The sequence below is a fragment of the Devosia riboflavina genome (assembly GCF_000743575.1).
GTDB classification, from domain to species: domain Bacteria; phylum Pseudomonadota; class Alphaproteobacteria; order Rhizobiales; family Devosiaceae; genus Devosia; species Devosia riboflavina.
The window spans coordinates 212,819-236,475 of record NZ_JQGC01000006.1; the positions used below are offsets into that span (position 1 = coordinate 212,819).

22 protein-coding genes are annotated in these 23,657 nt (G+C 61.6%); 13 read left to right on the plus strand and 9 right to left on the minus strand.

The genetic code is table 11. The features are described from left to right. Positions 1-89: 89 nt before the first annotated feature. The 4 genes from JP75_RS08335 to JP75_RS08350 form a co-directional block, all read right to left on the minus strand. The gene (locus tag JP75_RS08335; protein WP_035081976.1) at positions 90-821 is read right to left on the minus strand and encodes an ABC transporter ATP-binding protein; all 732 of its coding nucleotides are present in this window, start codon (positions 819-821) and stop codon (positions 90-92) included. Next, positions 818-1,654: an ABC transporter ATP-binding protein gene (locus tag JP75_RS08340; RefSeq protein ID WP_035081518.1), complete on the minus strand. Its 837-nt coding sequence runs from the start codon at positions 1,652-1,654 to the stop codon at positions 818-820. The genes JP75_RS08335 and JP75_RS08340 overlap by 4 nt, the downstream gene beginning before the upstream one ends. Beyond that, positions 1,651-2,553 (minus strand): ABC transporter permease, encoded by a 903-nt coding sequence (locus JP75_RS08345; protein ID WP_035081519.1) that lies wholly within the window; start codon positions 2,551-2,553, stop codon positions 1,651-1,653. Before JP75_RS08345 ends, JP75_RS08340 begins: the two co-directional genes overlap by 4 nt. 142 nt (positions 2,554-2,695) lie before the next feature. Then, a complete protein-coding gene (locus tag JP75_RS08350) occupies positions 2,696-3,697 on the minus strand; it encodes an ABC transporter permease (protein WP_244446281.1) in 1,002 nt (333 codons plus the stop codon). A 201-nt stretch (positions 3,698-3,898) separates the two neighbouring features. On the opposite strand from JP75_RS08350, the gene JP75_RS08355 reads away from it, so the two are divergent. The 4 genes from JP75_RS08355 (at position 3,899) to JP75_RS08370 (ending at position 8,140) form a co-directional block, all read left to right on the plus strand. After that, positions 3,899-4,573: a helix-turn-helix domain-containing protein gene (locus JP75_RS08355; protein WP_035081521.1), complete on the plus strand. Its 675-nt coding sequence runs from the start codon at positions 3,899-3,901 to the stop codon at positions 4,571-4,573. Continuing rightward, on the plus strand, positions 4,570-6,159 hold the full coding sequence (locus JP75_RS08360; protein ID WP_035081523.1) for an ABC transporter substrate-binding protein: 1,590 nt from the start codon (positions 4,570-4,572) through the stop codon (positions 6,157-6,159). Before JP75_RS08355 ends, JP75_RS08360 begins: the two co-directional genes overlap by 4 nt. 371 nt (positions 6,160-6,530) lie before the next feature. Beyond that, positions 6,531-7,631, plus strand: a complete 1,101-nt coding sequence (locus JP75_RS08365) for a M24 family metallopeptidase (protein ID WP_035081525.1) — start codon at positions 6,531-6,533, stop codon at positions 7,629-7,631. Continuing rightward, entirely contained in the window at positions 7,631-8,140 is a 510-nt protein-coding gene (locus JP75_RS08370) for a GNAT family N-acetyltransferase (RefSeq protein WP_035081528.1), read from the plus strand. Before JP75_RS08365 ends, JP75_RS08370 begins: the two co-directional genes overlap by 1 nt. Positions 8,141-8,293: 153 nt before the next feature. Here JP75_RS08370 and JP75_RS08375 read toward each other — a convergent pair whose 3' ends face one another. Continuing rightward, entirely contained in the window at positions 8,294-8,770 is a 477-nt protein-coding gene (locus JP75_RS08375; protein WP_035081531.1) for an SRPBCC family protein, read from the minus strand. 138 nt (positions 8,771-8,908) lie between these two features. Here JP75_RS08375 and JP75_RS08380 point away from each other — a divergent pair, with 138 nt between their 5' ends. Beyond that, the gene (locus tag JP75_RS08380; protein ID WP_035081534.1) at positions 8,909-11,335 is read left to right on the plus strand and encodes a glycoside hydrolase family 2 protein; all 2,427 of its coding nucleotides are present in this window, start codon (positions 8,909-8,911) and stop codon (positions 11,333-11,335) included. On the opposite strand, the gene JP75_RS08385 is transcribed toward JP75_RS08380, so the two are convergent. Then, entirely contained in the window at positions 11,332-12,228 is an 897-nt protein-coding gene (locus tag JP75_RS08385) for an N-acetylmuramic acid 6-phosphate etherase (protein ID WP_035081536.1), read from the minus strand. The genes JP75_RS08380 and JP75_RS08385 overlap by 4 nt on opposite strands. Before the next feature lie 249 nt (positions 12,229-12,477). On the opposite strand from JP75_RS08385, the gene JP75_RS08390 reads away from it, so the two are divergent. From JP75_RS08390 to nagA, 3 genes are read left to right on the plus strand one after another with little or no spacing between them, the layout of a single operon-like run. Further along, complete coding sequence (locus JP75_RS08390) at positions 12,478-13,263, plus strand: GntR family transcriptional regulator (protein WP_035081539.1); 786 nt, start codon at positions 12,478-12,480, stop codon at positions 13,261-13,263. Next, entirely contained in the window at positions 13,260-14,291 is a 1,032-nt protein-coding gene (locus JP75_RS08395; RefSeq protein WP_035081542.1) for an SIS domain-containing protein, read from the plus strand. The genes JP75_RS08390 and JP75_RS08395 overlap by 4 nt, the downstream gene beginning before the upstream one ends. Continuing rightward, the gene (gene nagA, locus JP75_RS08400; protein WP_035081545.1) at positions 14,288-15,448 is read left to right on the plus strand and encodes an N-acetylglucosamine-6-phosphate deacetylase; all 1,161 of its coding nucleotides are present in this window, start codon (positions 14,288-14,290) and stop codon (positions 15,446-15,448) included. The genes JP75_RS08395 and nagA overlap by 4 nt, the downstream gene beginning before the upstream one ends. Positions 15,449-15,467: 19 nt before the next feature. Here the strand turns inward: nagA and JP75_RS08405 are convergent, their stop codons facing one another. Beyond that, a complete protein-coding gene (locus JP75_RS08405) occupies positions 15,468-16,208 on the minus strand; it encodes an SDR family oxidoreductase (protein ID WP_035081547.1) in 741 nt (246 codons plus the stop codon). A 402-nt stretch (positions 16,209-16,610) separates the two neighbouring features. Between JP75_RS08405 and JP75_RS08410 the strand changes: the two genes are divergently transcribed. Together JP75_RS08410 and JP75_RS25220 are read left to right on the plus strand one after the other, a co-directional pair. After that, positions 16,611-18,065, plus strand: coding sequence for a hypothetical protein (locus JP75_RS08410; RefSeq protein WP_035081549.1), 1,455 nt, complete (start codon positions 16,611-16,613; stop codon positions 18,063-18,065). Positions 18,066-18,217: 152 nt separating this feature from the next. Beyond that, positions 18,218-19,585 (plus strand): OmpA family protein, encoded by a 1,368-nt coding sequence (locus JP75_RS25220; RefSeq protein ID WP_084587550.1) that lies wholly within the window; start codon positions 18,218-18,220, stop codon positions 19,583-19,585. Between the two features lie 14 nt (positions 19,586-19,599). Here JP75_RS25220 and JP75_RS08420 read toward each other — a convergent pair whose 3' ends face one another. Further along, positions 19,600-20,544, minus strand: a complete 945-nt coding sequence (locus tag JP75_RS08420) for an alpha/beta fold hydrolase (protein ID WP_035081551.1) — start codon at positions 20,542-20,544, stop codon at positions 19,600-19,602. A 232-nt stretch (positions 20,545-20,776) separates the two neighbouring features. Here JP75_RS08420 and dapA point away from each other — a divergent pair, with 232 nt between their 5' ends. Beyond that, entirely contained in the window at positions 20,777-21,652 is an 876-nt protein-coding gene (dapA, locus tag JP75_RS08425; protein WP_035081553.1) for a 4-hydroxy-tetrahydrodipicolinate synthase, read from the plus strand. 5 nt (positions 21,653-21,657) lie between these two features. After that, positions 21,658-22,158: an SsrA-binding protein SmpB gene (gene smpB / locus JP75_RS08430; protein ID WP_051960501.1), complete on the plus strand. Its 501-nt coding sequence runs from the start codon at positions 21,658-21,660 to the stop codon at positions 22,156-22,158. A 112-nt stretch (positions 22,159-22,270) separates the two neighbouring features. Here the strand turns inward: smpB and JP75_RS08435 are convergent, their stop codons facing one another. Next, positions 22,271-22,822, minus strand: a complete 552-nt coding sequence (locus JP75_RS08435; protein WP_035081554.1) for a LabA-like NYN domain-containing protein — start codon at positions 22,820-22,822, stop codon at positions 22,271-22,273. Between the two features lie 224 nt (positions 22,823-23,046). On the opposite strand from JP75_RS08435, the gene rpoZ reads away from it, so the two are divergent. Further along, on the plus strand, positions 23,047-23,415 hold the full coding sequence (gene rpoZ / locus JP75_RS08440) for a DNA-directed RNA polymerase subunit omega (protein WP_035081556.1): 369 nt from the start codon (positions 23,047-23,049) through the stop codon (positions 23,413-23,415). The last annotated feature ends 242 nt before the right edge of the window (positions 23,416-23,657 follow it).

Below are 23,657 nucleotides of genomic sequence, written 5' to 3' on the forward strand. Positions count from 1 at the left end.
TGGGAGGGGGTGCGGAAGCCACAATATCCGGGCTCTCATCCCCCTCCTCAACCCTCCCCGCAAGGGGGAGGGTGCAGATCGAGTTCGACCTATGCGGCCGTCGCGGCGAGCAATTCGCGCGAATAGGGCTCCTTGAGGTCGCCCTGCTTGAGCTGGGCGACGTCGGCAATCTCGACGATCCGGCCGTGGCGCATCACGGCGAGGCGGTCGCAGAGGAAGCTCACGACGGGCAGGTTATGCGTCACCATGAGGAAGGTGAGGTTCTGTTCCCGGCGCAGGCGCTTGAGAAGGTTCAGAATTTCCGCCTGCACCGACACGTCGAGGGCCGAAGTTGGCTCATCGAGCAACAGCACCTTGGGCTCAAGCATCAGCGCCCGCGCAATGGCGACACGCTGGCGTTGTCCACCCGAAAGCTGGTGCGGGAAGCGGAAGCGGAAACGCTGGTCGAGCCCGACTTGCTTCAGCACCGCTTCGACCCGCTCGCCGCGATTGCCGATGCCGTGGATGGCCAGCGGCTCGGAGAGCGCGGAGTCGATAGTTTTGCGCGGGTGCAGCGAACCATAGGGGTCCTGAAACACCATCTGCACGGTGCGCGACACATTGCGATCAACGCCATGGGTGCGCGGCTTGCCCAGCACCGAGATTTCGCCGGTCCATTCCGGAGCCAGCCCGGCAATGGCGCGGAGGATCGTCGACTTGCCCGAACCGCTTTCGCCCACAAGGGCAAAGCTCTCGCCTTCCGGCACGTCGAGGTTCACCCCATGCACGACTTTGGTGTCGCCGTAGGAAATGTCGAGATTCTTGAGGGTAAGTGCGCTCATGTGCCCGCCCATTGTGTCCGGTCGAGCACCGGCAATTCGTCGCGTGTTTCGTCAATCACCGGCATGGCCGCAAGCAGGCCCCGCGTATAGGGATGCTGCGCCTTGTCGAGTTGCCCCGCCGCGCATTCTTCCACCACGCGCCCGGCATTCATCACGAGGATGCGGTCGCAATAGCGGCTCACCAGCGCCAGGTCGTGGCTGATCAGGATCAGCCCCATGCCTTTTCGCGTGACGAGATCATCGATGATATCGAGCACCTGCGCCTGCACCGAAACGTCGAGCGCCGAAGTCGGCTCGTCGGCGATGAGCAGTTCGGGCTCGGGGATCAGCATCATGGCGATCATGATGCGCTGGCCCATGCCGCCCGACACTTCGTGCGGATAGAGCTTGGCCACGCGCTCGGGATCGTTGATGCGCACGGCAACAAGCATATCGAGAATGCGCTGCTGCACTTCCTTACGGCCGAGCTTCTGATGCGTCACCAGGGCTTCAGCGATCTGCTCGCCCACGGTCATCACCGGATTGAGCGAGAATTTCGGGTCCTGCATGACCATGGAAATGCGGGCGCCGCGAATGGCGCGCATCTGCTTTTCGTTCTGGTCGAGGATATCGATCCCTTCAAAACGCAGCTTGTCGGCGATCACTTCACCCGGCTTGCGGATGAGTTTTAAAATTGACCGGCCAGTCATCGACTTGCCCGATCCGCTCTCGCCCACAATGCCCAGCCGCTCGCGGCCGAGGGTGAAGGACAGGCCCTTCACAACCTCGACGCGACCGGAATGGGTCGGAAACGAAACGCGGAGATTTTCGACTTCGAGGAGGGGGGCGCTCATGACTTACCCTCGCTCTTGGGATCGAGCACATCGCGCAGACCATCGCCGAGGAAGCAGAAGCCGAGCGAGACGATGATGATGGCAAAGCCGGGCATGGTCGCGACCCACCACTGATCGAGAATGAAGGTACGGCCACGCGAAATCATCGCGCCCCATTCCGGCAGCGGCGGTTGTGCGCCAAGGCCGATAAAGCCAAGGCCAGCTGCGGTGAGGATGACGCCAGCCATGTCGAGCGTCACGCGCACGATCATCGACGAGGTGCAAAGCGGCAGGATGTGCTGCACGATCACCCGGATAGGCCCACCACCGGCCAGCTGCACGGCCGAGATATATTCCGCATTGCGGATGGTCAGCGTTTCAGCGCGGGCGATACGCGCATAAGCCGGCCACGAGGTGATGGCGATGGCGATGATGGCATTGTTGATGCCAGGCCCGAGCGCCGCGACGAAAGCCAGCGCCAGGATCAATTTCGGCAGCGACAGGAAGATGTCGGTAAAACCCATCAGCACGCGATCGACCCAGCCACCGAAATAGCCGGAAATGGCACCGATCAAGAGCCCCAGCGGCGCCGAGATCAGTGCCACCAGCAGGACGATGGTGAGGGTGATCTGCGAACCCCAGACGACACGCGAGAAGATATCGCGGCCAAGCTCATCCGTACCCATCCAGTTGACGCCCGATGGCGGCAGGAGGCGCTGGCTCAGGTTCTGTCCGGTCGGCGAAAACGGCGCGATCCAAGGCGCAAACAAGGCCGTCAGCAGCAGGACGAGGATGATCACTCCGCCCAGCACGGAAAGCGGATTGCGGAGGAGGGCGGTGAATACCCGATAGGCCCGCCCGGCATTGGCCTGCCAGCGCGAAGTGGGGGAGTCGGCGAGAAGCCAGTCACGCGTCGTCATTGTGCGGGCTCCAGATTCTCACTCCGCGTGTCACCCTCGGGCTTGACCCGAGGGGACTGTACTTGATTGGGCATCGCAAAGTGCAGAGCCCTCGGGTCAAGCCCGAGGGTGACGACCTGTGGTTGTTGCAAAATTGAGGCCATTAGCGAGCCCTCGGATCGAGGACGCGATAGAGCACGTCCGAAACTTTATTGATGACGATGAAAACAGCGCCGATGACCAGCGTCGAGCCGAGTACCGCGTTCATGTCGGCATTGAGCAGGGCCGTCGTCAGGTAATTACCGATGCCGGGCCAGGAAAAGACTGTCTCGATCATCACCGAGCCTTCGAGCAGCCCGGCATAGGAGAGGCCGATAACCGTGATCAGCGGCACGCGGATCGGATTGAAAGCATGGCGCCAGATAACGATCCGCTCCGGCACGCCCTTGACGCGGGCGGTGGTGACGAATTCCTGGCTCAGCTGGTCGAGCATGAAGCTGCGCGTCATGCGGGCGATATAGGCGAGGCTGAAAAAGCCCAGCACGGAAGCCGGCAGCACGATATGCCAGACCGCGTTCCAGAAAATGTCGAACTCGCCCTGTACAAGACTGTCGATCAGGATCATGCCGGTGATGGGGGTGACGAGGCCATCATAAAAGATGTCCAGACGGCCCGGTCCACCAACCCAGCGCAGCCGCGCGTAAAACAGCGCAAGACCGACAAGCCCAAGCCAGAAGGCAGGCACCGAATAGCCGAGGAGGCCCACGACGCGGATGGCCTGGTCGAGCCAGGAGCCCTGTCGCGCCGCGGCGGTCACACCGAGCGGCACGCCGATGGCGACGCCGATGAGAATGCCCAGCGTCGCCATTTCGAATGTCGCGGGGAAGAAGCGGCTGAGATCGTCGGCCACGGCGCGGCCGGTCGACACAGACATGCCCAGATTGCCGGTGAAGACATTGCCGACGTAACTGATGAACTGCATGTAGAGCGGCTGATCGAGCCCCATGGCGATCTTGGCCGCATCATACTGCGCCTGCGTCGCGCGGTCGCCGACCACGGCAAGCACTGGATCGATCGGGATCACGCGCCCGATGAAGAAGGTGATAGCCAATAGGCCCAGAAAAGTGAGGAAAAGCGTGACGAGAAAGGTCACGACGGCACCGATCTGTCGTCTCGTACGCTTGCTCGTTAGTTTTTCTGGCGGTGGCGAGGTCAGCGCCGGCTGTTCAGTCGTCACACGAAATCCTCTTGTAATAACAGGGTTTTACTTCCGCAGGATCCGTTACCTGCAGGTTGCAAAACCTTCACATTTCGCTTTCACCATACAAGAAACTTTGCTTATATCAAAAAAATTTTGGTGGGATGGATGGCGCAAACTGCACTTGCAGAGGTCGAGCAGGGGCACCCGAAGGTGGGTGCGCTCATTCGTGCGCGCCGCCGCCAGCAGCATATGACGCTGATGGACCTGGGCGCCGCCGCGGAAGTTTCCGTCGGCTATCTCAGCCAGGTCGAGCGCGACCATGCCACGCCCTCCCTCGGCACGCTCGCCCAGATCGCGCGGGCGCTCGGTGTTTCCATCGAATATTTCGTTTCCGCTCCGGCGCCGCACAATGCGCTGACGCGGGCAGGCGACCGCAACCGCTTCTCGCTCGATGGTTCGTCCATCATCTATGAGCGCCTCGGCGCCGACTTCCCCGGCAATCAGCTTTCAAGCTTCATCATGCTCGTGCCGCCCGGCTATCGTTCGGAAACGGTGTCGCATGAAGGCGAGGAAATCCTCTACGTGCTCGAAGGAGCCATCACCCAGCGCCTCGATGGCGAGGAGATGGTGATGAGCGCCGGGGATAGCCTCCATTTCCGCGGCAATCGCCCGCATTCCTGGTCAAACCATACCGATCAGCCTGCCAAGCTCCTCTGGACGGGAACGCTTGCACTCTTCCGCTCCACGGCGCGTCCGTCGCGCCAGGTGGTGGCGAAAGCAAAACCCGGCATCAACAAGCCGGTTCGAAAAAAAGTCACTTCAAAGGAGAAACGCACATGAAACTCTTCCGCGCCGCCCTTCTGGCGTCTGCGCTCAGCCTGCCGCTGGCAGCGGGCGCCGTCTACGCCGCGACCCCGGCCGATGCCCTGGTGATCGCCCAGAACATCGACGACATCGTTGCGCTCGATCCGGCACAGGCCTATGAATTCTCGGCTGGCGAAATCAACGCCAATCTCTATGACCATCTGGTGCAGTACGCCGCCGAGGACACCACCGTTCTCGCCCCCGGCCTTGCATCGGAATGGACTGCCGACGAAGCCGCCAAGTCGCTGACCTTCACCATGCGCGAAGGCGCCACCTTCGCCTCGGGCAACCCGGTCCGCGCCGAAGACGTGCACTATTCCTTCAAGCGCGTCATCGCGCTGAACCTGACCCCGGCCTTCATCCTGACCCAGCTCGGCTGGACTCCGGAAAACATCGACGAGATGGTCACCGTTGACGGCAACACCGTCACCGTGAAGTGGACCGGCGATTTCGCTTCGGCCTTCGTGCTGAACGTGCTCGCTGCCCGCCCGGCCGCCATCGTCGACGAAGTGCTGGTTTCCCAGCATGTGACCGGCGAAGACTGGGGCAATGCCTGGCTCAACACCAACTCGGCTGGTTCCGGCCCGTTCGTCTTGACCGACTACCGCCCGGCCGAGCTCGTTCGCCTCACCGCCAACGAAACCTATTTCGGTGGCGCTCCGGCCATGAAGCAGGTTCTCATCCGTCACGTTGCCGAAGCCGCGACCCAGCAGTTGCTGCTGACCTCGGGCGACGTCGACATGGCCAAGAACCTGACCCCCGATCAGATCGCCGCTCTTCCGGCAGATACGGTCAAGGTCGAGTCCTACCCGCAGGCCGCCGTCCACTTCCTGTCGTTCAACCAGAAGACGGAATCGCTGACCCCGCCGGCCGTCTGGGAAGCCGCACGTTACCTCGTCGACTATGACGGGATGACCGAGACCTTCCTCAAGGGCCAGATGGAAAAGCACCAGGCCTTCTGGCCCAAGGGCTTCCCCGGCTCCTATGACGAAACGCCGTATTCCTACGACGTCGAAAAGGCCAAGCAGATCCTGGCTGACGCCGGCATCCAGACCCCAATCAACGTCACCCTCGACGTGATCAACTCGACCCCGTTCACCGACATTGCCCAGTCGCTGCAGGCTGGCTTTGCCGAAGCCGGCATCAACTTCGAAATCCTGCCCGGCACCGGCGCTCAGGTGATCACCAAGTACCGTGAACGTACCCACGAAGCCATGCTGCTTTACTGGGGCCCGGACTTCATGGACCCGCACTCGAATGCCAAGGCTTTCGCCTACAATTCGAACAATGCGGACGACAACTACACCGCGACCACGACCTGGCGTAACGCCTGGGCTGTGCCGGCCGAGATGAACGACGAAGTCAACGCCGCTCTCGCCGAAGCCGACCAGACCAAGCGCAACGAGCTTTATGTCGACCTGCAGAAGAAGGTTCAGGCCGAAAGCCCGATCGTCATCATGTTCCAGGCCGAACTGCAGATCGGCATGGCCAACAATGTCGAAGGCTATGTCAACGGCTCCAACTCGGACTTTGTCTACTACCGTCTCGTGACGAAGCAGTAAGCCGAAACTTCACCCCCATCGTCACCACCGGGCTTGTCCCGGTGGTCCATGCGGAGGCGAGATGGATTGCCGGGACAAGCCCGGCAATGACGACAAACGGGGAATTTTTCCGCGGGGCCAAAATCCCGCGGTCACCAATGGCGGCGATTGTCCCTCGGTCGCCGCCTGCGGAGCCGGGCACCTCCTCCCGCTCGGCTCCGCCCTTTTTACCCGTAGACCCCTCACCCTAACCCTCTCCCCAGAGGGGCGAGGGGACTAGATCGAGCGTTTGGCAAGATTTGTCCTTAAGCACCGATCTGATCCCCTCGCCCCTCTGGGGAGAGGGCTAGGGTGAGGGGCCTCACAGCGCCCACGAATTTCTGAGACCGATAATGAACTCCACGCTCACCACCCGCATGGCCAATCTCCGTCGCCGCATGGCCGAGACTGCAACCGATCTCGTCGCCATCGGCCCTTCGAGCCACATGCGCTGGCTGGCTGATCTTTCGCCCCATGGCGATGAGCGCCCCGTCATGCTGCTGGTCAGCCAGACCTATGCCGGTTTCCTCATGCCCGCGCTCAATGTTGATTCTTCGCGCCAGCACACCGATCTGCCCTTTTTCCCCTGGGCCGATGCCGAAGGCCCGAGTGCCGCGCTCGAACAGCTCATCGAAGCGACGGGCATTTCGCGCGCAAATCCCTCTGTCGTGCTCGACGAAACCATGCGCGCCGATTTCGCCCTGCTGCTGCTCGATGCGCTGCCGGGCGCCAAGCGCCGCTTCACCCAGGACACGGTCGGTTACCTCCGCTCGCGCAAGGACGAGGCCGAATACAAGGCCATCAAGGCCGCGCACCTGCTCAACGACCGCGCCGTCACGGCCGCCTTTGCAGCGCTAAAGCCGGGCATGACCGAGGTGGAAGTCGCTGAGTTCATCGGCGAATTCTACAAGGCCAATGGCGCGACCACTGAATTCTGCTCGGTTTGCTTCGGCCCCAACGGCGCTTTCCCGCATCACCACACCGGCTCGACCCAGCTCAAGGCCGGCGACGCCGTGCTCATAGACACCGGCTGCCGCCTCGATGGCTATCCGTCCGACATGACCCGTATGGGCTATTTCCAGTCGGCGCCGGAAGGCTATGGCCAGATCCACTCGATCATCGACCGCGCCGTGGAAGCCGCCATTGCTGCCGCAAAACCCGGTGTCGTCGCCAGTGACGTCGACAAGGCCGCGCGCGACGTCATCACCGCCGCCGGCTATGGCCCCAACTTCCTGCACCGCACCGGCCATGGCCTCGGCATCGACGTGCATGAAGCGCCATACATCACCGGCACCAGCGAAACCGTGCTCGACGAGGGCATGGTCTTCTCCATCGAGCCGGGCATTTACCTCCAGGGCAAGTTCGGCCTGCGCCTCGAAGAGATCGTCATCATCCGCAATGGCAAAGCCGAAATCTTCTCGGAAATGCCGCGCACGGCCGTCGCTGCGGGCTGATGTCTCCGGTTCTGGAAACAGAGCGCCTCATCCTCCGTCGTCATCAGGTCTCGGATTTCGAAGCCTGTTGCCGGCTCTGGGGTAGTGAAGAGGTGACCCGCTACATCGGTGGTCGCCCCAGCACTTCAGAAGAAGTCTGGTCGCGCATCCTGCGCTACGCCGGCCATTGGGACCTGCTCGGCTACGGCTACTTTGCTGTCGTCGAAAGACAATCCGGCGCCTTGATCGGTGAATTCGGCCTCGCCGATTTTCGCCGAGCCATCGACCCGCCGCTGAGAGACCCCGAAGCTGGCTGGGTGTTGCATCCCGACTTCCACGGCAAGGGTTTTGCCGCCGAGGCGCTTATGGCGCTGCTCGCCTGGGCAGATGCGCAAGACATGGCGCGCACCTGCTGCCTGATCGACCCTGAAAACATGCCCTCGCTGCGCCTCGCCAAACGCATGGGCTATGTCGAGGAGGGGACGGTCACCTACCACGACAAGCCGTCGATTTTGCTGGTGCGGGGCTAACACAGGCCTTCGGGCTCGCCACACCCCCACCCTCATTCGCTCCCCACAAGGGGGAGGGATGCGTAAGCTCAGCCGCCTCGGTTCCTTCGTCTCCCTCCCCCTTGTGGGGAGGGATCAAGGGTGGGGGTGCGATGCCCCCAAATGAACAGGCAATCAAAGCCCCTTCGCGACTTCCTCGAGCTGTGCGGCACAAAGCCCCCAGCCTTCGTGAAAACCCATCTTTTCGTGGGCTTCCTTGTCTTCCTTGGCCCAGTGCCGGGCGACGGCGGTGTAGCGGGTCTTGCCGCCTTCATCGTCGAAGGTCAGGACACAGGTGAAGAACGGTTTTCCCGAGGGCTTCCAGTCGCCGACAAAGGCGTCGGTGAAGACCAGCTTCTTGTTTGGCACGACTTCGAGATACTGGCCCGGATTGGGATATTCATTGCCCGCCTCGTCGGCCATCACCACGACATTGCCCCCGCCGGGGCGCAGGTCGAGCGTGACGCGCGGCGTGCTCCACGGCTTTGGCGCGAACCACTTCTTCATCAGCTCCGGATCGGTCCAGCAGCTGTAGACCGCGGCCGGCGATGCGTCGATCAGGCGGGTGAGAACGAGGTCGCGTTCATTATCGATAGTGTTGTCGGTGCTCATCTTTTGCTCCCATGCAATAGGCGTTGATATGCCCAAACGACGAAGCGCCCAACGAGCCTTCGACATTTTGCGACGAAAATTTCTCGCGGCACCAAACTTCTGTTGTATGGAAGCGCCGTTTCGCTGCAGGAGTATGGCATGCCGAGTAGAAATCAGGCGCTCGAGGGCAACTGGAGGCTGACCTGTCTCGGCGGGCAGGGCGCTCGCCCCGGCCTTCCCGAAGCCATTCCGGCCACCGTTCCTGGCACAGTCCATACCGACCTTCTCGCGGCCGGCCTCATCCCCGATCCCTATCTCGACCTCAACGAAATCGCTGTCGATTGGGTCGGCAAATGCGACTGGCGCTACGAGACCACCTTCAATTGGTCCGACGACGGCGCTCAAAACACCGATCTCGTTTTCGCCGGCCTCGATACATTCGCGACCATCACCCTCAACGGTGTCACACTTGGCGAAACCGCCAATATGAACCGGTCCTACCGTTTCCCGGTGCGCGAGCATCTGCGCCCCGGCGAAAACCACCTCGCGGTCACATTCGAATCCGCCTGGAAGCGTGGCGAAGCCCTCGACAAGATTTATGAGCCGCGGCCCAACAACTATCCCGGCCCTGCCAATCTGATGCGAAAGATGGCCTGCAATTTCGGCTGGGATTGGGGCCCGACCGTGGTCACATCAGGCCTCTGGCAGAGCGCTACATTGCAGTCGTGGTCAAAGGCCCGTCTGCGCGCGATCCGCCCCGAAATCACCCTCGCCGGTGCCGATGGCCATGTCCACGTTCACACGGAAATCGACGGCGACGCAACCAATCTCGGCCTCCGCATCAGCGTTGCCGGCCAGACCGTAACTGCTCCCGTCGGCAGCGCCGAAATCACCGTTCCAAATCCCGAACTCTGGTGGCCGGCCGGCCTCGGCAATCAGCCGCTCTATCCTGTGACCGTCGAATTGCTCGATGGCGAAACCGTCCTCGATTCCTGGTCGCGAAATATCGGTTTCCGCTCCCTGCGCCTCGACACCACGCCGGATGAGGAAGGCACGCCCTTCGCCTTCGTTATCAACGACGTGCCGGTCTATATCTGCGGCGCCAACTGGATTCCCGACGACTGTTTCCTGCCGCGCGTCACGCCCGAGCGCTACGCCGCCCGTATCGCGCAGGCCAAGGCCGCGAGTATCAATATGCTCCGCGTCTGGGGCGGCGGCATCTACGAAACCGAGGCCTTCTACGAAGAATGCGACCGGCAGGGCATGCTGGTCTGGCAGGACTTTCTCTTCGCCTGCGCCGCCTATCCCGAAGAGGGCGATCTGCCCGCCGAGATCGAAGCCGAAGCGCGCGAAAACATCGTTCGGCTCATGCCCCATCCCTCGCTGGTGCTCTGGAACGGCAACAACGAAAATATCTGGGGCTGGTTCGATTGGGGATGGCAGGATGTGCTCAAGAACCGCACTTGGGGCCTAGGCTACTATCTCGATCTGCTGCCGCGCCTCGTCGCCGAACTCGATCCGACCCGCCCCTACTGGGCCGGCAGTCCCTATTCGGGCTCCATGGACATTCACCCCAACGACCCTGCCCACGGCTGCACCCACCTCTGGGATGTCTGGAATGAAATCGGCTACGAGCACTATGTCGATAGCGTCCCGCGCTTCTGTTCCGAATTCGGCTGGCAGGCCCCGCCAACCTGGGCAACTCTCACCCAGTCGGTGCACGACAATCCGCTCACGCCAACCTCTCCCGGCGTCTGGCACCACCAGAAGGCGACCATCGGCAATGACAAGCTGCTGCGCGGGCTGAAGGGGCATCTGCCCGAACCTAAGACCATGGACGATTGGCATTTCGTCACCCAGCTCAATCAGGCCCGCGCCATCAAGTTCGGCATCGAGCACATGCGAAGCCATCGCGGCCGCAACATGGGCACCATCGTCTGGCAATTGAACGATTGCTGGCCCGTTACCTCATGGGCCGCCGTCGACGGCTACGGGCGATTGAAGCCGCTCTGGTACGCCCTGCGCGCCGTCTATCATCCGCATCTTCTTACGATCCAGCCGCGCGGCGAGGGCCTCAGCGTCGTCGCGGTCAACGAGCGCACCCTGTTCTGGCGTGGCCCCGTCACCATCAAGCGCCTGCGCTTCGACGGCACGGTTCTCGCCGAATGGACCCACTGGCGTCTGTGCGCAGATCGCCTGTCAGCGGCCGAATTGCCTATTCCCGCGGACGTCGCGGCGGTAGGTGACAAGGCCAACGAACTGCTCGTCGCCACCATGCACGACAGTACGGCCCTCCACTATTTTGCCGAAGACGTGGACCTGAACCTGCCGCAGCCGGAATTCGATCTAAAAGTGGAGAAGGCTGCGGACGGCTACCAGGTGACGGTGGCAGCCAAAACCCTGATCAAGGACCTTTGCCTTTTCGTCGACCGCATCCATCCCGATGCGACTACAGACGATATGCTGGTGACCCTGTTGCCGGGGCAGAGCAAAACATTTGCTGTGCAGTCGCCGGTCGCTCTGGACACGAAAACGCTGTCGAGCGCGCCCGTCTTCCGTTGCGCCAACCAACTGCAGGGGAGTTAGCTCCGCAGCGCCGCCAAGGCCAGTCGCAGTCGTCCCTTGTGCTCGGCCAACATCGCCTCGGCTGCCGCAAGGTCATCGGCACCCGCCGCCAGCAAAACCGCCGGCTTCACCGCACCTTCGCTCGTTTCGAGCGCAGCCGCGGCGCGATCTTCGCTGGCCCCGGAGATCGAAGCGACAATACCCCGCGCCCGTTCGCGCAGCTTGATATTGTCTGCCACGACATTGACCATGAACCCGTCATGCACATGCCCGAGGTGAATGGCCATCAGCGTCGACAGCATGTTGAGGGCGATCTTCTGCGCCGTGCCCGCACCCATGCGGGTCGAGCCGGCAATCACCTCCGGCGGCGTTGGCAGGCATACGCCGACATCCGCGATATCGAGGATCTGCGCCCCGGCATTGTTCGAAAAGCCAATGGTCTTCGCCCCGGCGGCCTTGGCCGCCAGAACAGCCGAAACCGGGAAAGGGGTCTGCCCACTCGCCGTCAACGCGATCACGCAGTCCCGGGCATCAAGATAAAGATCCTCGATGGCCTTCCTGCCAGCCTCGCCATCGTCCTCCGGCCCACCGAGCATGTTCACCAGCGAGTCGAGCCCACCGGCCAGCAGCACCACTATCTGCTCGCGCGCAATGCCGTAAGTCCCCGGCAATTCCAGCGCATCGGCCAGCGCCATCAGCCCCGAACTGCCCGCCGCAACGTAAACCAGGCGCCCGCCTGCCTCGATGCTCGCTGCGGCCAGCACCGCGCCATCGGCCAATTCGTCGACGGCGCTAGCAACGCTCTTGGCTGCCTCCGCCTGGCCTGCCGCCAGAAGCGACAAAATCTCGACCGGCGAACGCAGTTCTAGTCCCTGGGCGGCGGCGTGGCGCTTTTCCGTTTGTCTTTCGGCCATAAGAAACTCCTTGGCCGGATAATGCCAAAAAAATACCACTTGTCCAGCCGGACGCCTCGGGCCATAACCCGCTTATCGTTTGAGCCAAGTTTTTGTTGAGAAATGTCCGGTACCCCTGCGCTTCGGACTGGACACTCTGGAAACGAGATCACGCGAATGGTATTTTATTGGTATTGTGGGTGAGCGCGGACAATGGCAGTTCTTGCCTGAAGTCTGAACCTGGTTATCGCGGAGAACAGGAGGAAAAACATGTCCGAGACATATGAAACCTTCTTTTCCGATCGCCCTGTTACCCTGCCGCAAGGTGGTCCGCTCTATCTCCAGCTCAAGCGCTGGGTCGAAGAAGCCATAAAGAGCGGCGCCCTCAATCCCGGCGATGCCCTGCCGTCCGAGCGCGATCTGGCGCTGAAAGTCGACGTGTCGCGTGTCACCGTGCGCAAGGCGGTGTCGCAGCTCGTGCAGGAAGGCGTGCTCGTGCAGCGCCATGGTTCCGGCACCTTCGTCGCCCCGGCTACGCAGCGCGTCGAGCAGTCGCTGTCCCAGCTCACCTCCTTCACCGAAGATATGGCGCGTCGCGGCATGGCCGTGCGCGCCGAATGGCTGGATCGCGGCCTCTATATTCCCTCGCCGGAAGAAACGGTCATTCTCGGCCTTTCCTCGGGCGAACAGGTCGCGCGGATTTCCCGCCTGCGCCTTACCGGCGATATGCCGCTGGCCATCGAGCGCGCCAGCCTCTCCGGCTCTATCCTGCCCGATCCGGCAGCAATCGGGGATTCGCTCTACAAGCACCTCGATCTCTCGGGCAATCGTCCGGTCCGCGCCATTCAGCGCATCCGCGCCGCCCATCTCAACGATGACGACGCGCACCTGCTGCAGGTGCCGGTCGGGTCCGCCGGCCTTCATATCGAACGCACATCCTACCTAGCGTCGGGCCGCGTTATCGAATTCACCCGCTCCATCTATCGGGGCGATACCTACGACTTCGTCGCCGAGCTCCGGTTGGGCGAAGCACCTGTCAATGGAGCGATCAAATGACGACCAACCAAACGCACATGCGCCGCGAAGTGGATGAAATCCCGCAGGTTGTGTCCCGCTTCCTCACCGAATCCGCGCCGACGCTCGACGCCGCCGCCGCGCGTCTGCGCGAAACCGATCCCTCCGTCGTCGTCACCGTCGCCCGCGGCTCCTCCGACCACGCTTCGGCCTATTTGAAGTATGCCGTCGAACTGACCCTCGGCCTGCCGGTTGCCTCCATCGGCCCCTCCATTGCCTCGATCTATGGCAAGGATCTGCGCCTTTCGAACGCCGTGGCCATCGCCATTTCCCAATCCGGCAAGAGCCCCGACATTGTTGGCATGGCCCAGTCGGCCCGTCGCAGCGGCGCAACTACCATCGCCATCACCAATACCGCCGGCTCGCCCATTGCCGAAGCCAGCGACTTCACTATCGATCTCCACGCCGGCCTCGAAAAGAGCGTCGCCGCGACCAAGAGTTTTGTGACCTCCGTGGTCGCCGGCCTTGCATTGCTGGCGCGCTGGAGCGGCGACGCCGATCTCGCCCGCGCCGTCGCCGCCCTGCCGGAAAGCCTTGCCAAGGCCGTCACCTGCGATTGGTCCGAACTGATCACCGCGTTCGACGGTCACAACGCCCTCTACGTCCTCGGTCGCGGCCCGGGCTTTGCCATCGCCAATGAAGCGGCGCTGAAATTCAAGGAAACCTGCAATATCCAGGCCGAATCCTACAGCGCCGCCGAAGTCATGCACGGCCCCGTCGCCATTGTCACACCGGGCTATCCGGTGCTTGGCCTTGCCGCGCGCGACGCTGCCGAGGCTTCGGTTGCCGACATGGCCCACAAGCTCGCAGGGCAGGGCGCTCTCGCCTTCCTCACCAGTGATCGTCCGGGCGCTGCCAAGCCGCTGCCTTTCGCCACCACCGGCCATCCGATCACCGATCCCCTGGCGCTGATCGTGTCCTTCTACGGTTTTGTCGAGGCGTTGTCCCGCCACCGCGGCCTCAATCCCGACGTGCCCCCGGCCCTCAAGAAGGTGACGGAAACGGTATGAGCGACCTTCTCGCCATCACTGGCGCCCGCATTTTCGATAGCGCCACCTGGCATGATAATGCCGCCCTGCTGATCGAGTTCGGCTATGTCGCCGGCATCGTCCCGGCCAGCGATATTCCCGCCAATGCCGAGCGCGTCACGCTCGACGGCGGTATGATCGTGCCCGGCTTTATCGACCTGCAGGTCAATGGCGGCGGCGGCATCCTTTTCAACAACGACACCTCGCTCGAAGCCATCCGCACCATCTGCGCCGCCCACGCCCAGTTCGGCACTACGGCACTGCTTCCCACGCTGATCACCGACACGGCCGAGGTCAACGAAAGAGCCATCGCCGCCGGCCTGGCGGCCGAAGCCGCGCGCGTGCCGGGCTTTATCGGCCTTCACCTCGAAGGCCCGCACCTGTCCCTCGCGCGAAAAGGTACGCACGATCCGGCCCTGATCCGCCCCATGGACGATTCCGATCTTGCCCGTCTCAAGCGCGCCGCGGAAACCCTGCCCAATCTCATCTGCACCGTTGCCGCCGAGACGGCGACACCGCAGCAGATCAAAATCCTTTCCGAAGCCGGCGCCGTCGTCAGCATCGGCCATTCCGACGCCGACTACGCGACCGCCATGGCCGCCTTCAATGCCGGTGCCACCATGTCGACCCATCTTTTCAATGCCATGAGCCAGATGGGCAATCGCGAGCCCGGCGTCGTCGGCGCCACGCTCGATAGTCCAACCGCCTTTGCTGGCCTCATCGCCGACGGCATCCACGTACACCCGGCCAGCATCGGAGCTGCCCTGCGTGCCAAACGTGGCCCCGGAAAAATCTTCCTCGTTACCGACGCCATGTCGCAGACGGGCACCGACATCCAGACCCTGACGCTCAACGGCCGCACCATCACGCGCGCCGATGGCGCCCTGCGTCTTGCCGACGGCACCCTTGCCGGCGCCGACCTCGACATGATCGATGCCGTCAACTTCATGGTCGACACCATCGGGCTCGACTTCGACGAAGTCCTCCGCATGGCTTCGCTCTATCCTGCCGAGGCCATGGGCATAGAAGCCACCTACGGCACGCTGCAGCGCGGCGCCGTAGGCAGCTTTGCACACCTGTCCGATACCCGTCAGGTCAAGGCCACATGGATCGACGGCGTGGAAGTCTTCCACGCCTGATCAATCCTGAGGGCGGGGATTAGCCCCGCCCGATATAGGGCATGTTCGTCGCCATCACGGTCATGAACTGCACATTGGCGCTGAGCGGCAGCCCCGCCATATAGGTGACGGCCTCCACGACATGGGCCACATCGAAGGTCGGCTCCGGCATCATCGTACCATTAGCCTGCAGCGAGCCTGAGTTCATCTGGCTCGTCATATCCGTTGCCGCATTGCCAATATCGATCTGCCCACAGGCGATATTGTAGGCCCGTCCATCGAGCGAGATGGCCTTGGTCAGCCCGGTAATCGCGTGCTTCGAGGTCGTATAGGACGCCGCCTGCGGCCGCGGCACATAGGCCGAGATCGACCCATTGTTGATAATGCGGCCGCCCTGCGGGCTCTGTTCGCGCATCAGCCGGAAGGCCTCTCGCGCGACATAGAAGGCGCCATTAAGATTCGTATCGATCATCTCGCGCCAGGTCGCCACGTCGAGATCGCCGAACGGTTTTGCCGGCGCAAAGCGGCCCGCATTGTTGAACACGAGATCAAGGCGACCATGCTTTTCCCGAATCTTGGAGAAGAGATTCGCGACGTCATCCGAATTGGTCACGTCGCAAACCAGCCCCTCGACCAACCCGCCTAGGCTGATCTCCTCGACCAACTCCGCGCGCCGGCCACAGATGGTCACGGTCCATCCGGCCTTGGCCAGGCCAAGCGCCACGGCCTTCCCGATGCCGGATGTGCCCCCGGTTACAAGGGCGAATCTGGTCGATGTCATAGTCTCTCCTCCACAAGGTGGTCATGTTTACGCCATGTGTCGGGCAGTGGGGTACGTGTGTCAAATCCGGCCTCGAAAGACCCTCATCGCTTCATTGTGAAGGCCAAAACCCCTGCAAAGCCGCGGTTTTTAAGGGCTGCTTCAGAAGTCTTAACAGGTGGTTTCGATCTGTGTGCTGAATCTGCAACATCCGGATCGCAACCATATTGTGGCAGGGGTGAATCCAGCTTTGTTCGATTGCGTCCGATGTTTGCATGCGTAGAGTGGGTCTTGCGAATCCATGCATGGGATCGTTTGTCGGTCGCAACGCGACGGCAACACACTGCACCACGAATAGTGTGGTCGCGTTTCGACAAACCGCTGGGTAACCGGCACCAAATGACTGACTTTGGAGGTCAACTAATGAAACTCAAGAGCCTTATCCTCGGTTCTGTTGCCGCTGCTGGTCTCTCGACCGCCGGCTTTGCTGCCGATCTTGGCGTTCTCACCTCGCTGGACGTTTGCGATGCGCTCGGTCTTTCCGGCCTGACCATCTCGTCCGACACCAACTGCCTGCAGATCTCGGGCGGCGCAATCTATGAATTCCGCTTCGGTGACTACCGCGCAACCGAAGATATCGGTCGTATCCCCTTCGGCAATGATCCGTTTGCCCTTGGTACTGTCAATGTTGACTCGATTGCACCCAACAGCGATCCGGTTACGGGCAATCGTAACGACTGGCAGTCGCGCGTCCAGGCTTGGCTCAAGTTCGTCGGTACCGCAGACAGCGACTTTGGCCCTGCCAAGGCTGTCGTCAAGCTGAAGGGCTCCGACGGCTACCGTTTCAGCAATGGTAACGCCGCTTCTGACGCTTGGGGCGACAATAACCCCGAAGGCTTCTTCATTGACGAAGCTTATGTCTCCGTCGGTGACACCACGGTCATCATGGCTGGTAAGAAGGGTTCGATCGCTAACTTTGGTGACAGCGAGCCGTTCAACTACCTGAAGCTCTTTGGCTACAGCAAGGTCGATAGTGGCGTTGGCTTCGACAACGATGACACCCCGGCCTTCCTCGGCGGTCATGTTATTCAGGTTGTTTCGGATCTCGGCAATGGCGTGAGTGTTGCTGCTGGTCTCGAAAACATCGGTGGCGACATGACTGCGTTCGCTCCCGCTACTGCTAACAATCTTCCCAACGGCTATGCCAACAATGGCCAGAATGCCGGCACTCTCGTTGGCGTCCTGTCCTATGCTGGTGAAGGCGTCACTGCCCACGTCACCGGTATGGCGATCGGCGTTCTCGATGGTACCGTCAACGCGTGGGGTCTCCATGCTGGCGCAACCGGTACGTTCGACCAGTTCAAGGTTCGCGCTGCTGGTGCCTACTTCAACGATAGCGCCCAGAGCCTGAACAAGTTCCACGGTCTGGTTTCCGGCCAGGCGACGTTTGACATGTTCACGCTCGCCCTGTCGGGTGAATACCAGCGTAAGGATGTTGCTGGTGCCATCACTGACGGCTACGGCATCGGCGGCTCCATTGGCGCCACCGTCACCGAAGGCGTTTCGATCAACCTCGGCGCTCGTTACTTCAATCTGGGCAACCTCAACGGTGTTGTCACGAACGAAGGCACGACCCAGGTTTCGGCTCAGCTCGTTGCTGCAGTCACCGAGACCATCAAGGTCACCGGCGAACTCGGCGGCTACTTCAACAACGTGACGCTGCCGAATGCTCCTGGCGTGACGACCGACAGCGTTTACTACGGCGCTGCTGAACTCGCATGGGCTCCCGGCGGCGGCTTCAAGTCGTCCATCAAGGGCGAAGTTTACTCGAACAGCGCCTACCGCTTCCAGTTCAAGGCTGAAAAGTCCTTCGAATAATCGAAGCTTCGGTTTCCGAACGGAAAGGCCCGGCTCACGCCGGGCCTTTCTGCTTTTTGAAGGCGCTTCTTGCGCGTGATCGTACCGCGCGGCTTTTGCCCTTGCGGCAAATCATCTAACGTCCCGGCAATGTGGCACTTAATGGAATCGATATGAAGAGGCTCCTTAGTCACCTCGTGACATCAGGCGTGATAGCGCTTGGCCTGGTTTTGAGCTTTGGCCCGTCGTCCCTGGCGCAATCCTCTGTCATTGCCGTGCCGCCGCCACAGGTGTCCGACTACTGGGTCAGCATTTCGCGCCAGCCGGGCGGCACGCTGGTTTTTGATGGCTATGCGCCCAGTGCTGCCTCGCGAGATGCCCTGGGACAGCGCGCCGGTGTCGACATTTCCTGGCTCAAGCTCGGCTCGGGCGCGCCTGCGGGCTACGATGCTGCCACCGCTTTCGGTCTTGATGTTCTGGATCGTCTTTCGGAAGGCCGCTTTGCCTTGCGCGGCTCCGTATTGTCTGTGAGCGGTGTCGCTGCCACCCAGGCCGATTTTATCACCCTCCACCAGACACTCGCCACGCAGGTTCCTGCCGGTCTCATTCTCGCCAAGGCCGAAATTTCTGCGCCGCGCGTCGAATCCTATGCCTTCTCGCTGCGCCGTCAGCCCAATGGCAATGTGCTGCTCTCCGGCTATGTGCCGAATCCCGAACTGGAGCAGCGCTCGCTCCTGGCAGTCGGTGTACGCGCCAGTTCCACCCTGCGCTTCGGTTCGGGCGAACCTCTCAATTTCGAAGCCAGCCTCGACAAAATTCTCCCGCTCTTCGCCCTGCTCAAGGAGGGTGAAGTCAAGCTCGATGGCGGTGTCTGGCTCTTTTCCGGTACGCCGCTGACTTCGGCCGACGCGGAATCCATTCGCGCGACTTTTGCTCGTGATCGCCTGAGCGAAGCGGGATGGGGGCTTGCCCTTGCCGCGCCAGCACCAAGTGCCCCAACTGCGCCGGAACAGCCGCAGGTTGCAACGGTCGCGCCAGAACCTGTTGCGACGGAGCCCGCTCCAACCGAAGAGACGGTTCCGGCCGAACCTAACCCGGTGACCGCCCCTGCAATGGAACCCGCGCAGCCAGCGCAGACGGCTCCAGCACCTTCCGCTTCGCCTGAAACCCTCGAACAGTGCCGCACCAATCTCGCAGCGCTCTCGGCCCAAAATGGCATCCTTTTCCGCTCCGGCGCGGCGGTTCTTGCCGAGGGTACCGAAACAATCCTCGCGTCGATCGCTGACGCCATCAACCATTGCCCCGATGCGGCGATCGACGTTGCCGGCCACACCGATTCCGATGGCGAAGCCGCCGCGAACCTGGCCCTGTCGGTTGCGCGCGCCGAGGCCGTGATTGCAGCGCTGATCAATCTGGGCGTGGGTGCCGAACGTCTCTATGCCATCGGTTATGGCGAATCCCAGCCTGTGGCCGACAATGCAACGGCCGCCGGCAAGGCCCAGAACCGTCGCATCGTCGTCTCAGTCCGCGACGGAGCCTGAATCGGGCCAGAAGCTCAGGCCGCCTTGCTCCGCGCCTGCGTACCAACCTTGAACACGAAGCCGACAACGGCTTCGATTTCATCGTGCTGGTCGAACAGGGCAGGGGAGCCCTGGCCGGCAATGGTCAGCGCGAGGGCATCCGGCCGCCGCCGCACCATTTCCTCATAGGTTTCGCGCCGCAATTGATCGGTCAGTTGTGTGCGGAGGATCATGAGCGGAATGCCATTCAGCGCGTCGAAGAGCGGCCATTGTGGCGTCAGCACGTCGTCAAAGCTGATGGTCTCCAAAGGCGCCAGCAAGCGCTCATCGAACAGCGGTCGCGCCCGTCCCCGCTTGTCGATCGTGTGGCTACGCAGAGCCAGGGCATCGAGCGCCTCTTCCGAGAGTTCCGGATAGTCCCCCGCCAGCATGCGGCGGAGACCGGCGGCAACGCGCTTGGCCCCCCTCAAACTATCTATATGCCTATGATTATTGCGCAATCGGACGATGCCGCGGGAATCGACCATAGGCCCGGCATCAAGCAGGATCGCACCCGCCACCAGCAGCGGATGCGCCGCCGTCAGGGCCATGGCCACCTGGCCACCATGCCCCTGACCGAGAATAATCGCCCGCCCAATACCCAGCGCCGCGAGAATATCGGCGACATCGCGCGCATCGGCCAGTGAATTATAGTCCCCCACCTGTGGCCGGTCGTCTGCCCGACCACGCCCAGGCAGATCGATCAGCACCACCGGCCAGTTGCCCGTCCCCAAACGCCTGAAATAGCTGACGAAATCGCTGAAATCGCTCATGTTCCGCTGCAGGCCCGCGAGGCACACAAGCGGTATTTTTCCCCGGACGAGAGGCGCCGTGACATGCACCGCCGCGCGCACCGTTGCGTCGCACGTTTCGATGAATTGCACCGGAAAACCGGCAAAAGGCTTGTGATCGGGCGGAACGACGCGCCGTTTGCGCAACATTGATTATCCTCAGGCCCTCGGGCTTTGTGCCTGTTGTGCCTGCCCCAGGGCCCGGCAATCAAGCCCCTGATGTTTTTGCGCCGCAGCTTTTTACGTGGAACGCTGCGATCGCGCCATTCGCCTTGTGACAGATCGAAGTTGAAAGTATGGTGCGCGTCTCCGGAGGCCCCTTCGGACAATCCCAGACATGCGCAACCCGGGTTCTCCGGGCCAATTGAGGAATACCGACAAAATGCTGCGAGGTTCGATTACGGCACTCATCACTCCCATGCGCGATGGGGCAGTTGATGAGAAAGCCTTCGCCAGCTTTGTCGATTGGCAGATTGCCCAAGGCACGCACGGCCTGGTGCCGGTCGGCACCACGGGCGAAAGCCCAACTGTGAGCCACGAAGAGCATCGTCGCGTCGTCGAAATCTGCGTCGAAGTAACCAACAAGCGCGTGCCGATCATCGCGGGCGCTGGCTCCAATTCGACCGCCGAAGCCGTTTCGCTGGCCAAGTTCGCCGAAGAAACCGGCGCCGACGCCGTGCTCTCGGTCGTGCCCTATTACAACAAGCCGAACCAGGAAGGCCTCTTCCAGCATTTCTCGGCTGTCGCCAAGGCGATCGGCATCCCGGTCATTCTCTATTCTGTACCCGGACGCACCGTTGTCGACCTGACCGTGGACACCATTGTACGCCTGCGCGATGCGCATGCCAACATCATCGGCGTCAAGGATGCGACCGGCAATCTCGAACGCGCCACCATGCAGCGCGTCAAGCTCGGCAAGGATTTTATCCTGCTCTCGGGCGATGATAGCACCGCGCTTGGCTTCAATGCCCATGGCGGTCATGGCTGCATTTCGGTGACCGCCAACGTCGCCCCGCGTCTCTGTTCTGAGATGCAGGAACTCTCGCTGGCCGGCGATTTCGCCGGCGCGCGCGAGATCAACGACAAGCTGGCTTTCCTCCACAAGGACCTGTTCATGGAGCCAAATCCGGCTCCCGCAAAATATGTGGCAAACCGGCTCAACCTCTGCGCCAATGAAATGCGCCTGCCGCTGACCCCGATCAGCAAGCCGACGCAGGACGCCATGGACTTTGCAATGAGTCATGCAGGGCTTATCTAAGCTTTATGGCTACACCTAAGAACGACAAGAACAAGAACGGATGGATCAGCCACGGCCTCGTGGCTGAAAACCGTCGCGCGCGCTTCGATTATGAGATCGGCGACACGCTCGAGGCCGGCATCGAACTGACCGGCACGGAAGTGAAATCGCTGCGCATGGGCAAGGCTCAGATCGCCGAATCCTATGCTTCTCCGGAAAAGGGCGAGCTCTGGCTGATCAATTCCCACGTCCAGGAATATCTGCAGGGCAATCGCTTCAACCATCAGGAAAAGCGTCCGCGCAAACTGCTGGTGAGCAAGAAGCAGCTAGCCCGCCTCGATCAGGAAGTCGCCCGCGCCGGCAACACGATCGTGCCCCTAAAGCTCTATTTCAACGATCAGGGCCGCGCCAAGCTGCTTATCGGCATCGGCAAGGGCAAGAAGAATTTTGACAAGCGCGCCACCAGCCGCGACCGCGACTGGAACCGCGACAAGGCCCGCATCATGAAAGAAGGCGGGCGCGGCTGAGGCGCCCCCTAATCGTCATCCTCGGGCCTGACCCGAGGACACGTCACTTACCGGTTTCGCGACAAAGTACAAAACCCTCGGGTCGAGCCCGAGGGTGACGTATTATTGTGGACTAGGCCTCTACCGGCCTCTGCACCTGTGGCCGCCCAACCGTCTTCGCCAATTCCGCTACATCGAGGAAAAAGTCCGCCTGCCGACGGAGATCGTCCGAGATCATCGGCGTCGACGTGGTCAGCGTCGAAACCACCGTCACCCGCTTGCCCTTGCGCTGCAGCGCCGCGACCAATGCGGTAAAATCGCCATCGCCAGAAAAGAGAATGAGGTGGTCGAAATAGGGAGAGAGCTCCAGCGCATCGACGCAGAGCTCGATGTCCATATTGCCCTTTACCTTGCGGCGTCCGAGGGCGTCGGTGAATTCCTTGGCCGGCTTGGTGACGACCGTATAGCCGTTGTAGTCGAGCCAATCGATCAGCGGGCGGATCGAGGAATATTCCTGATCCTCGATCAGGGCGGTGTAATAATTGGCCCGCAAAAGATAGGCCTTGCTGCTGAATTCGGTGAGCAGTTTGCGATAGTCGATGTCGACGCCAATCGCCTTCGACGTGGCATAAAGATTGGCGCCATCGATGAAGAGCGCAATTTTCTCCCGTGGATCTACGGACATGCTTTTCAAATTTCCTTAATGAAATGAGTGGGTTGCAATCACAATGCGCCCATCTGCCCCGGGCGCGGCGAGGCAATCTCGCCCTGACGCTTATCTTAAGTTCTCTATCCGTATATTTTCTCGGAACCGGCAGCGCAAGGGGAGTCGCTTTGGCCCGTCAAGCTTGCCATCCCGGTTAACGTGGTGTATGCGGAGACTTTCTCCCCACAAATTTGGAGACGTTCGTGGCACGCGTCACCGTTGAAGACTGCATCGAAAAGGTCGACAATCGCTTCGACCTCGTGCTCATGGCCGCTCATCGTGCGCGCATGATTTCCTCCGGCGCCCAGATCACCGTCGCGCGAGACAACGACAAGAACCCCGTCGTTGCCCTGCGTGAAATCGGCGATGGCACCATTTCGCCCGATGATCTGCATGAAGACCTGATCCACTCGCTGCAGAAGTATGTCGAGGTCGACGAGCCAGAGAGCCACGCTGCTCCGCTCATCGAAAGCGCCGGCGACGACGACTCGATCAACTTCGATACGATCAGCGAAGAAGAACTGCTGCGCGGCATCGAGAGCCTGGCTCCGCCGGAACGCCGCGACGACTAAGTCGTTCTGGCACGCATCAGCAAGTGATGAAGCACCCTCGGCCTCGCCGGGGGTGTTTTGCATTGGGCGGTACTAGTAGCCCTCATGGTGAGGTGGGAGGCGCAGCCGACCCTCGAACCACGAGGGCGTGGCACCACGGCCTTCACTCTCTCGACCTCGTGGTTCGAGGCTGCGCTACGCTTCGCACCTCACCATGAGGTCTCTGAAGCAAAACACCAATCCCGCCCTTCCCATTTTCAATC